General features: G+C 60.8%; 9 protein-coding genes. 3 read left to right on the top strand and 6 right to left on the bottom strand.

What is annotated here, in order from left to right:
- Positions 1-264 precede the first annotated feature (264 nt).
- Positions 265-1,470 carry a NupC/NupG family nucleoside CNT transporter gene (locus tag AB5Y91_RS04025; RefSeq protein WP_106885103.1) on the top strand — a complete coding sequence of 402 codons (1,206 nt, stop codon included), beginning with the start codon at positions 265-267 and terminating at the stop codon, positions 1,468-1,470.
- Between the two features lie 196 nt (positions 1,471-1,666).
- Here AB5Y91_RS04025 and AB5Y91_RS04020 read toward each other — a convergent pair whose 3' ends face one another.
- Both AB5Y91_RS04020 and AB5Y91_RS04015 read right to left on the bottom strand, forming a co-directional pair.
- A complete protein-coding gene (locus AB5Y91_RS04020) occupies positions 1,667-4,663 on the bottom strand; it encodes a beta strand repeat-containing protein (RefSeq protein ID WP_368169128.1) in 2,997 nt (998 codons plus the stop codon).
- A 535-nt stretch (positions 4,664-5,198) separates the two neighbouring features.
- Complete coding sequence (locus AB5Y91_RS04015) at positions 5,199-5,651, bottom strand: YaiI/YqxD family protein (RefSeq protein WP_139744100.1); 453 nt, start codon at positions 5,649-5,651, stop codon at positions 5,199-5,201.
- A 139-nt stretch (positions 5,652-5,790) separates the two neighbouring features.
- Between AB5Y91_RS04015 and zntB the strand changes: the two genes are divergently transcribed.
- Positions 5,791-6,756 carry a zinc transporter ZntB gene (gene zntB / locus AB5Y91_RS04010; RefSeq protein ID WP_111910684.1) on the top strand — a complete coding sequence of 322 codons (966 nt, stop codon included), beginning with the start codon at positions 5,791-5,793 and terminating at the stop codon, positions 6,754-6,756.
- A 9-nt stretch (positions 6,757-6,765) separates the two neighbouring features.
- Complete coding sequence (locus tag AB5Y91_RS04005) at positions 6,766-7,284, top strand: mechanosensitive ion channel domain-containing protein (protein ID WP_106885100.1); 519 nt, start codon at positions 6,766-6,768, stop codon at positions 7,282-7,284.
- A gap of 39 nt (positions 7,285-7,323) precedes the next feature.
- Here the strand turns inward: AB5Y91_RS04005 and AB5Y91_RS04000 are convergent, their stop codons facing one another.
- The 4 genes from AB5Y91_RS04000 to AB5Y91_RS03985 all read right to left on the bottom strand — a co-directional run bounded on the left by AB5Y91_RS04000 (position 7,324) and on the right by AB5Y91_RS03985 (position 11,350).
- The gene (locus AB5Y91_RS04000) at positions 7,324-7,572 is read right to left on the bottom strand and encodes a hypothetical protein (RefSeq protein WP_025325558.1); all 249 of its coding nucleotides are present in this window, start codon (positions 7,570-7,572) and stop codon (positions 7,324-7,326) included.
- An 84-nt stretch (positions 7,573-7,656) separates the two neighbouring features.
- On the bottom strand, positions 7,657-9,444 hold the full coding sequence (locus tag AB5Y91_RS03995) for a sodium:proton antiporter (protein ID WP_171275346.1): 1,788 nt from the start codon (positions 9,442-9,444) through the stop codon (positions 7,657-7,659).
- Between the two features lie 124 nt (positions 9,445-9,568).
- Positions 9,569-10,090, bottom strand: a complete 522-nt coding sequence (locus tag AB5Y91_RS03990; protein WP_025325560.1) for an MltR family transcriptional regulator — start codon at positions 10,088-10,090, stop codon at positions 9,569-9,571.
- Positions 10,091-10,204: 114 nt separating this feature from the next.
- Entirely contained in the window at positions 10,205-11,350 is a 1,146-nt protein-coding gene (locus tag AB5Y91_RS03985) for a mannitol-1-phosphate 5-dehydrogenase (RefSeq protein ID WP_163148016.1), read from the bottom strand.
- Positions 11,351-11,384 lie beyond the last annotated feature (34 nt).

Here is an 11,384-nt window from a genome sequence, read left to right as displayed (position 1 = left end):
GAAGGAGTGTTGCGAAAATGATACTGGAATATCCATTGGCGCTGTCAGCGCAATCAGAATATTCCTATCGACATGTTCTATAAGGTATTTTTAACTTGATGTTGCACGATTAATATACTGTTAATGGTTAATTAATTTAAAAACGTTTGTATTATCTCGCATACATATTATTGAGTCAGATTGTGATGGCTATCTGATTTTTAAATATACGATTCTTTATGATGGCGCCGGTCAAAAATAACAATTCATTCAGGTGCTACAAGTATGGAATACGTTCACTTTGTGCTTGGACTCGTGATGGTCCTCGCGTTGGCGTTGCTGGCAAACCGCCGCAACTGGAAACAGATCAAGCTGCGCTATATCGGGCAGTTGTTGGTGGTGGAACTGGCGCTGGCCTGGTTCATGCTGAACTCCGAAGTGGGCCTGGCAGTCGTGGGTGGCTTCGCCGCCGGCTTCACCAAGCTGATGGAGTTTGCCAAGCAGGGGACCGACTTCGTGTTCGGTGGCCTGGTCAACGAAGGAGCCTTCTCCTTCTTCCTGATGGTGCTGATGCCCATCGTCTTCATCTCTGTGCTGATCGGCATACTGCAGTACATCCGCCTGCTGCCCATCGTCATCCGTGGCATCGGCACAGTGCTGGCCAAGATCAACGGCATGGGCAAGCTGGAGTCCTTCAACGCCATCAGCTCCATGATCGTCGGCCAGTCCGAGAACTTTATCGCGCTCAAGAACACCTTGCCGCACCTGAACGAGAAGCAGATGTACACCCTGGCGGCGACCGCCATGTCCACCGTCTCCATGTCCATCGTCGGTGCCTACATGCAGCTGATCGAACCGCGTTACGTGGTGGCCGCGCTGGTGCTCAACATGTTCAGCACCTTCATTGTGCTGTCGCTCATCAACCCGTACGAGCCGGACAACTCGGTCACCGACCTGAAGGCCATCGCCGAGGGTGACGAGCACCACACCCCGAAGAAAGAGAACTTCTTCGAGATGCTGGGGGAGTACATCATGGCCGGTTTCTCCGTTGCCGTGATAGTGGCCGCCATGCTGGTGGGCTTCATTGCCCTGATCGCCCTGGTCAACTACCTGTTCGAGATGGCGTTTGGCGTCAACTTCCAGTACGTCATGGGCTACCTCTTCTACCCGATCGCCTGGATCCTCGGCATCCCGGGTGGTGAGGCGCTGCAAGCCGGCTCCATCATGGCGACCAAGCTGGTGACCAACGAGTTCGTGGCCATGATGGATCTGGGCAAGATTGCCGCCGATCTCTCGCCCCGCACCGTCGGCATCCTCTCCATCTTCATGGTGTCGTTCGCCAACTTCAGCTCCATCGGCATCATCGCCGGTGCGGTGAAGGCGCTGAACGAAGAGAAGGGCAACATGGTCTCCCGCTTTGGCCTGAAGCTGGTGTACGGCTCCACCCTGGTGAGCCTGCTCTCCGCCGTGATCGCCGGTGTGATGATCTAATCGCCCCTCGCCATCACAATGACAAACCCCTGCTTCGGCAGGGGTTTGTTTTTCTGGATGAGTCAGTCGAAAGGTTGTTCTGCTCATCATGACTTGCCGCATGTCGAGAGGATAAGAAGAGGCCGCCAATGCTGGCGGCCTCTTCGTTTGGTGGCCAGCCACCATAGCTCCGTCGATGGTGGCTCAATGCCTCGTATCAAGGGCAGGTGATTGTGTTGCTGGTCACGCCATTGAGAGTGGCCTGATAGGTCACCGACTGGGTCAGCAGCAATATATCGGTGTTGTTCAGGGTCACCCCGATGACAATGCCATTTTTGCTCCAGGTGACGCTGTTGCTGACATCCAGCGTGCTGGCGTCAGAGAAGGTTGCGACGGCCTTGCGGGTCACTATGTTGGCGATCGGCAGGCCGAGCAGTCCCAGCTGGACCTGTGTGGTACAGCTGGCAGTCATGCTGCCGAGGGTTGCCGCCGTGATGGTGATTGGCTTGCTGTCTGTCCCGGTCAGGAAGCTGGCGGTGATATTGGCTGTTCCAGCGGCCACCCCATGGGCCAATCCTGTGCCGGATACGGTCACGACTCCTGTGTTGTCACTCTGCCAGTTGACCAGGGCACTCACATCCTGGCTGGTCAGGTTGCTGAAACTGGCCGTCGCCTTGAGTTGGGCCTGATTCCCGCTCGCCAGATTGGGAATGGGGTCTATGGTGAGCCCGGTCAGGGTCGCCGCCGTCGCTGCGATGTTGATGGTGGCGCTGGTTCCTCCCAGACTGCCACTGATGACGGCAGAGCCTACTGCCAGCGCCTTGATCTGGCCATTGGCATCCACGCTGACCAGCGCCGGGGCGCTGCTGCTCCAGTTGATCTGGCCGGTCACATCAACCAGGGTATCGTCAGAGTAGGTTGCGAGAGCCTTCAGCTGGCCATTGGTCCCCAATGCAAGTGAGGTAAGGGGTGTGCTGATTTGGATGGCGCTCACAGTCGCAGCCGTGACGGTGACGGTCAAGGTGCTGATTTGCCCGGCGAAGCTGCCGGTGATGACGGCCGTCCCCGGGGACACTGCGGTGACTTCACCACTGGTGCTGACGGTTGCGACGTCGCTGTCACTGCTGCTCCAGGAGACGAGGGGGGTAATGTTCTGGCTGCTGCCATCGGAGTAGCTGGCGACGGCGGTCAATTGAGCCTTGGTGCCGGCGGCCAGGGTCGATGCCGTTGCCGACAAATCGATCTGATTCACGCTGGCATTGGTCACGCTCAAACTGACGCCGTTACTGGTGACCGCGCCCACACGACCGGTCAAGGTTGCACTGCCGTTGCTGACAGCGCTGACTTCGCCGGACTGGTTGATGGTGGCTACCCCTATATTCGAGCTGTTCCAGACCACCTGGCTCGAAACATCCTGGGTACTGTTATCGCTATAGGTGGCGATCGCCGTTAACTTGCCCTTGGTCCCCTTGGCCAGGGTGAGGCTGGGCGGGGTGATCTGGATCTGAGTGACGGTGGCATTGGTGACGGTCAGCACAGTCCCGGCGCTGGTGACGCCGTTCAGGCTGGCACTGATAGTGCTGGTACCCACGGCAATCCCGGTGGCCAGGCCCTGGGCATTGATGGTGACCTTGGTTTGATCACTGCTGAACCAGGCGGCCTGGCTAGAGACATCCAGGGTGCTGCCATCGCTCAATACGGCCTGGGCATTGAACTGCACCGAACTGCCCTTGGCCAGGTTGCCACTGCCGCCATTCAGGACGACCTGGATGCTGCTGACGGTGGCATTGGTGACCACCAGCAGCACAGTATTGCTGGTGACGCCCAAGAAGTTGGCCGAGATGTCCGCCCCCCCTTCACTGAACGCGGTGGCCTCACCGTTTAGATCTATGGTCGCGACGCTGATATCCGAGCTGTTCCAATTGACTTGGCTTGTTACGTCCTGCGATGAGTTGTCGCTGAAGGTGGCGATGGCCTGGAACTGCAGCTTGGCTCCCTTGGGCAGGGATGCCGTCGGCGGTATGACTTGCAGCGCAGTGGCGATGGCATTGGTGACAGTCAGGGTCGCACTGCGGCTGATGGCACCAAGGGTGGCGGTGACGGTCGCCTGACCGATGCCGCTCCCCGTGACAAGTCCCAGGCTATCGACACCGGCGATGATGGGGTCGTTGCTGCTCCACTGTACCTGTGATGACACATCCTGAGTCGAGCCGTCGGCAAAGGTGGCGATGGCCTGCAGCTGGCTCTTGGTGCCAAGGGCTATGGTCGTGACGGCAGGAATGACCTGCAGAGCGCTGACACTGGTGTTGTTGACCTGGATGCTGGTGCTGGCAGTAACCCCCAGCAGGCTGGCGGACAGGGTAGTGGAGCCCGCCGCAACGCCGGTCACCAGACCCGTGCTATCTACGGTGGCGACGGCGGTGTTGCTGCTTAACCAACCTACCTGGGAGGAGACATCCTGAGTGCTCTGATCGGCGAAGGTCGCGATGGCCGTCAGCCTGGTCGTGGTGCCTATGGCCAGTTGCACTGTGGCCGGGATGATCTGGAGCTGGCTGACGGTCAGATCGACTGCCGAGACAGTAGTCTGGCCTGTGACCCCCTGCACCGTTGCCGTGACAGTGGCATCACCGGCTGCGATAGCGGTGGCTTTTCCCTGGTCATCGACGCTCAATACGGTCGGGTTGCTGCTCTGCCAGTTCGCCTGGGTCGACACATCCTTGGTTGTGTCATCAGAGAGTGTGGCAATAGCCTGCAGTTGCAGCGTCAGCCCCTTGGCCAACTTGGTGGTGGGGGGAATGATAGAGACCTTGGTGGCAATGGCATCCGTGATGGTGAGGGTGGAGATATTGCTGGTGACCCCCTGATAGCTGGCACTGATCCCGATGCTGCTGACCTTGAGTGTTCTGACCAGGCCCTTCTCATCTATGGTGGCGATGCTGCTATCCGCACTGATCCAGCTAGCGACATCCGTGATGTCGGCCGTGCTGTTGTCGCTGTAGGTCGCGATGGCCAGGTATTGGGTGCTGATCCCGAGCGGGGTGCTGGGGTTGGCTTCGGCCCGCGCCTTGTTGCCCGCGGTGTCGGCTGATATGTCGATTCGGGTCAGTGACTTGGTGACGGGAGCCGGATTGGTCGGGTTATCCTCTCCTCCGCCACCTCCCCCGCCGCAACTGAATAAGAAAAGAGTGAAAAGCAGTGAAAGAAATACATTCATTGGCTTGCTCATTGATATTCCCCTTCAATCCCTGTGCTTAATATGAAGTGAAGATCATCCCGGTACTCCTGTATGGGAACAGCGAATCCTGCAGCTATGGCCGCCTCAATGTTGAATGGATAACGAAATCACAAAAGGTGTTGTTATGATTGGGTTTTATTTTTATCGGTCAGGCATACTCAATATTTGGTAGTTATTTAAAGCATCCTTTTAGACATGGGTTAATTGGCATCACCCAATAATGATAAAAATATTATTTGTGGTGTTTTAATATGTCTAGGATAGCGGCAATGATAATTCAATCACTAATGATAGAATTAAAAATATTGTTTTTTGACGAAATCGACAAAAAAGTTATATCCAAAATGGATCTTATTGGCGGGGCTGGCACGTGGAGTGGGTGGGCGCCGTCTGCGGGTCAAGCATGGCGCCAGGTGATGGGGAAAGATGGGCCGGCAAGCGGTGAGCTATCAGCTATCTGGGGGGCGGGGGCTCATCATCAGCCAGGTCATGAGCCTTGCCCCGTTGTGATGACTCAGGTCAGCTTGCCTTTGAGCAGCCATTTGTCGAGGGCATTGGCGAAGCGCTGCTTGTCGGCGGCGTTGAAGGGGGCCGGGCCGCCGGTCTGTACCCCGGCCGAGCGCAGCTCCTCCATGAAGTTGCGCATGCCGAGCCGGGCCTGGATGGTCTCGCGGGTGTAGATCTCGCCGCGGGGATTGAGCGCCTCGCCGCCGGCATCGATCACCCAGGAGGCGAGGGGGATGTCGCCGGTGATCACCAGATCGCCGGGCTGAACCTGCTGGGCAATGACATGATCCGCCACATCGAATCCCTTCTCCACCTGCTGGGTCTTGATGAAGGGGGAGGGGGGGACCCGCAGCCCCTGATTGGCCACTAGCGTGGTGACGACCTGGGCGCGGTGGGCGGCGCGGTAGAGGATCTCCTTGACCGGAATGGGGCAGGCATCGGCATCGACCCAGATGGGCATGGCATGGTTTCCTGTAGTTGAAACGGGCATAAAACGAGAGCGGGCATGGTAGCACAGACGCCCCCTTCCCGGTGTGGGGCTGAGTCGGTCCCCGCTTTCGTGTAAGCTGGGGCCTGAGCATGAACGAGAAGGAGACGAGATGGATCGGGTGCCCAGTGACGTAATTTATGGTCTGACCCTGGATGGCAAGGGGGGCATGACCCCGCTTGCCACAGGCAGCGAGATCCCGGCAGCCCAGCCCAGCTGGGTGCATCTGGATTACGGCAATCCGGAGGCGGCCCGCTGGCTGTTGCAGACCCCCTTGCTCAATGACGCCGCGCGCGAATCCCTGCTCGGCCAGAGCAACAGGCCCAAGCTGGTGCGGATGGGGGAGACTGTGTTGCTGATCCTGCGTGGCATCAATCACAACAAGGATCACAGGCCCGAGGAGATGGTGGCGCTGCGCATCTACATCACCCCGGATTTCATTCTCAGCAGTCGCCGTCGCTCCCTGCTGTCGGAAAAAGATGTCTTCCAGCAGTTGGCGCTGGGGGGCGGCGCCATCTCCACCGCCGACTGGCTGGTGGAGATCTGCGATGCCCTGACCGACAGGGCGGGGGAGTTTGTCGAGGAGCTGCACGATCAGATCCTTGAGCTGGAAGAGATAGTGCTGATGCGTGAACTGCCCGCCACCGGCAGACTGGCGCGGATCCGCAAGCAGCTCATCATGATCCGCCGTTACCTCTCTCCCCAGCGGGATCTGGTGGCGCGCCTCGCCAACGAGAAGCTCACCTGGCTGGATGAGGATGACCGTCGTCGCCTGCTCGATATCGCCGATCGACTGCGCCGCTGGCTGGACGATCTGGACGCCGGGGTGGCTCGCTCCGCCGTGCTGGCGGACGAGATCAACAACCTGACGGCGGAGGCCACCAACCGCCGTGCCTACCAGATGTCGGTGATGGCGCTGATGTTCCTGCCCGCCAGCTTCCTGACCGGCCTGTTTGGCATCAACCTGGGCGGCATCCCCGGGGCCGAGAGCCCGACCGCCTTCTGGATCTTCTGCGGATCTCTGGTGGGGCTGGCGACCGGGCTGGCGGTCTGGCTCAAATATCGACGCTGGTGGTAAGGAGCGCGCATGACGACATGGGAATCCTTTGGTGTGACCCTGCTGCTGTTGCTGGGACACACCCTGATCCGCGGCCTCATTCACAAGAGCCTGATGGCGCTAGGCCAGAGCCGACAGGTGAGCGAAAACCGGGTGCTCTATGTGGAGCATGTGTTCCACTTCCTGCTCGGCTGCGCCACCCTGCTGATCCTGGCAGGGGTGTGGGGGCTCGACTTCTCCCGGCTGGTGGTGCTCGCCTCCTCCTTCTTTGCCGTGCTCGGCGTCGCCATGGTGGCGCAATGGTCGATCCTCTCCAATATCACCGCCAGCATCACCATCTTCTTCGCCTTCCCCTACAAGATCGGCGACCGGATCCGCATCCTCGACAAGGATGACTCAGTCACCGGCGTCATCACCGAGATAGGCCTGTTCTACCTGCGGGTACGGGATGACAACGGCGATCTGGTGACCTACCCGGCCAACCTGATCCTGCAAAAGCCGGTCAGGCGGCTGGAGGGCAAGGAAACCGAGCCACTGCAGCCGGAATGAGAAAAGGCTCCCTTGGGAGCCTTTTTGCTGGCATCGGTCTCAACGCTCGAAGAAGCGATAGAGGTGCTCGACCTGGATGGGGCAATCGGCTACCAGGTGGATATGGTCGCGAGCCTCTTCGGTCGAGGAGAAACTCATCGGGCAACCCAGGGTGTCCGTCATCATGTATAGATGGCCGTCCTGACCCCGAAACTCCACTACCCAGCCGGGGGAGATGATGTCATGCATGATCTCCGCCTCCCTGAATCTGTGCTGCTGGTGAAGCGCACGCAATTCGCTGACTGTCATGACATCCTCCTGTGACTCATGGCGCCACCCTCAAGTCTAGTCGCCTGCGGCGGTCGCAGGCCCGGATCGCCGGATGGCGGCGCATCAGGCAGCCTGGGGCTCCCGTGGTGGCTGCAGGGCGATCAGCAGCTCCCCGGCTACTGGCGCCACCGGGCCTGTGACGACCCGGGGTTTTCCCCTGGCATCGACGATGAACAGGGGAATGGCGCCGGGATTGGCGTCCTGATACTGGGTCCAGTCGAAGGCCTCGCTCAGGCGGGTCGCCTTGATCTGGCCGCCCCGGCTCAGCAGGCCGCTCAGGCGGGCGAAATTCATCTCGGGCCCGAACAGATCCTGGCGTGCGCGGAAGGTGGCGCTCTCCCGGTTCGCCTTGCCGTGCTGCTCGCTGGAGCGCAGGGAGTGGACCTTTTCCTCCCCGTACAGGTGGGCAAAGTGCAGCACCCCGAGGGCGTTGTTGTGACGGTTGGGGGAAAGCGCCAGCACCGTATGTATGCTGGTCAGGGGCAGGTGCAGCTCTGCATGTTCCGACTGTGGATTGCCGAAGTAGCAGGGCAGGCCGCTCATGCGGGCCAGCTTGCAATGTTCCCAGGCCGGATCGGAGAGATGGACGGGTATGCCCTGATCCGCCAGCGCCCGGCCTATGGCGCGGGCCACCGAATTGGCGCCGATCAGCAGCCAGGTGTCGGGAGCGGGCTGGCGCATGCCGAGCAGCCTGGCCAGAGGGGTCGCCGTCAGGCTCTGCAACACCACTGTGAAGATGATGACGGCAAACACCAGGGGCACCAGCTTGTCGGCATCTTCAATGCCAGCCTCGTGCATGCTGATGGCGAAGGAGGCGCTGACCGCCGCCGCCACTATGCCGCGGGGGGCTATCCAGGCGAGCAGGGCCCGGGCGCGCCAGGGAAGATCCGATCCCAGGGTCGAGACCAGGATGCAGAGCGGACGGGCCACGAACTGCACCACGCACAGCAGCACCAGCACCATGGGGCCGAGCTGCCAGAGCTGCGCCAGATCGAGTCGGGCCGCCAGCAGTATGAAGAGGGAAGAGATGAGGATGACCGCCAGATCCTCCTTGAATGCCAGCACCTCCTCCAGATCCAGTCCCTCCTGGTTGGCGAGCCAGATGCCGAACACCGTCACCGCCAGCAGACCGGACTCGTGGCTGAGCCAGTCCGACAGGGTGAAGGTGACCAGCACCAGGGCCAGCACCCCGAACTTGTGCAGGCTGACCGGCAACCAGTCCTTGCGCATGATCAGTGTGGTGATCCAGCCAGCCGCCACCCCGATCAGCGAACCCACCCCCACCGTCTTGGCCAGGGCCAGCAGGGTGTGATCGATGAGATCCCCCTGGCTGCCGAGGCGCACCGCCTCGAACACCAATACCGCAAACAGGGCGCCGATGGGGTCGATGACTATCCCCTCCCAGCGCAGGATCTTGTCCACCTCCCGCACCGGCCGAATGACGCTGAGCATGGGAGCGACCACGGTCGGCCCTGTCACCACCAGCACGGCGCCGAGCACCATGGCAACCCGCCAGTCCAGCCCCAGCAGCCAGTAGCTGGCGGCGCCTATGACGGCGAAGCTGACCAGCATGCCGGTGGAGCAGAGGTTGCGCACCACCTTGCCTATCCCCTTGAGCTCGGTCAGGTGCAGGGTCAGGGCCCCTTCAAACAAGATGATGGCGACCGAGAGCGACACCAGCGGAAACAGCAGCTCCCCCAGCAGTTGATCCGGGTCCAGTACCCCTGTCACCGGGCCGAGCAAGAGGCCGCTCAGCAGCAGGAACAGGATGGCGGGGACCCGCAGTGACCAGGCGAGCCACTGGGCGAGCAGGGAGATCAGGGCGATCCCGGCGAGAGAGAGTGCAATCATGCCAACCTCGGGTGGGTAATGGGGTTGGGAGTAGTGTAGCGGGGAAGGAGGGCAAATTGACACCCGGTAGAGGCGGCCTCGGGGAGGCCGGTATCCCGGGAGTAGCCTCAGCGGGCTGGCCTGATCAGATGGGGCTCTCTTTGTGGAGTTCGGTGACGCAGTCGGTCACCGCCAGCACCAGTGCGGAGCGCACCATCTGATCGAGCCGGTTGAGCTGCATTTGATAGAGGGGCCAGTCCTCCTCGTTGGCCGGGGGATCCTGCGGCATCATGCTGGTCTGATGGATGGCATGCAGGCGGCTTAGCAGGTCTCGGATCGGCTTGTCGCTGAAGCGATAATCCTTGGGGTCGCGCACCAGAAAATCGCGGATCTTCAGGTAGGCCTCGAGATCCTGGTAGTGCTCGAGGGAGATGAGGCCGAGGGCGAAGATGAGCTTGAGGCGCACCTCCAGCTGGCCGAGGGGGCCGCTCTGGTTGAGCAGGGGTTCGATGGCGTATTTGACGGCATACTCCTCCTGGCGGAACGCGCGCCGCATCAGGGAGTCGACCGCCTCTTCCAGGATGGTCACAACCTCGAGAAAGAAGCCGCGGGGGCCATCCTGCTCGTTCAGTCGCTCCAGTACATCATCTTCCTGGTGTGTGGTCATAGGTGCTTAAGGTCCGGCTGACTGGGAGAGAGAGTGCCTCTCTCCCGGTTTTTATCATATGGGGCGGCGTCACTCGCCATGCGCTCGGGCTGCCGGCGAGTGCGCCCCATGGGATCACTTCAAGGTGTCATAACGGGCGACGATGGCGCGCACTATGTCGCTGCCTTCATCCAGCCCGGTCACCCGGGCCAGGGTCCTGGCCGGGCCCAGCTCCGCCAGCAGGGCCTGCAGCTCCACCGCCTGGGGATCATCGTCGTTGTGGTAGTGCAATGCGGCGGCTATCCCCTCCTGCAGGTGGTCGCTCGGCAGGCCGTACTCCAGGGTACCGAGCAGCGGCTTCACCAGCCTGTCTCCCGCCGCCAGCTTGCGCAGCGGCTGACGGCCGACCCGGTCGATTTCATCCACCAGATAGGGGTTGGCGAAGCGGGACAGGATCTTCTCTATGTAGGCGGCATGCAGGCGCGGATCGAAGCCGTAGCGTTTCACCAGCACGGCCCCGCTCTCTTCCATGGCGCGGCGCACCTTGCTGCGGATCAGCGGATCCTCGATCGCCTCCCGCACAGTGCGATAGCCTCGCAGCTTGCCGAGGTAGGCGGTGACTATGTGCCCTGTGTTGAGGGTGAACAGCTTGCGCTCGACGAAGGCCATCAGGTTGTCGGTGGGCTCCATGCCCGCCACCTGGGGCAACGCCCCCTTGAACTGGGTCTGGTCGACTATCCACTCGCTGAAACTCTCCACCGTCACTTCCAGCGGATCGTCGTTGGCCGCGGCCGGGGGGACTATGCGATCCACCGCCGAGTCGACGAAGCCGACGCAGTTGTCGAGGGTGGCATGATACGCGACCGGCAGGTACTTGAGTACCTCCTGCTTGAGGTGGCTGGTGCCGCGCACCATGTTCTCGCAGGCGATGACGTTCAGCGGGGTCAGGTTGCCGGCATCGAAGCGGGCCTGCAGCCCCTTGGCCAGGGTGCTGGCTATCTTGTCCAGTATGTTGGGGCCCACCGCAGTGGTCACCAGATCGGCGGTGATGATACGGGCTATTACCTCGTGCCCGGCCGAGCTGACGGCGGCCACGTTGCGCACCACGTCCAGCTTCTGATCCGTGCCCACCACGTGCACCTTGTACTCCTGGCGGTGGTTGAGCTGATCGATCAGGGTCTCGTTGACGTCGGCGAAGGTGACCTGATGGCTGGCGTCCGCCAGCAGTTTTCCGATGAAGCCACGGCCTATGTTGCCGGCACCAAAATGCAATGTTTTCATGATATTAACCTCTACAACCAAAGACGATGAAGGA

The sequence above is a fragment of the Aeromonas sp. R4-3 genome (assembly GCF_040908275.1).
In the GTDB taxonomy this organism is placed as follows: Bacteria; Pseudomonadota; Gammaproteobacteria; order Enterobacterales; family Aeromonadaceae; genus Aeromonas; species Aeromonas rivipollensis.
The sequence above is the reverse complement of the archived record's forward strand: the minus strand, read 5'-3'. Positions and strand labels throughout refer to the sequence as shown.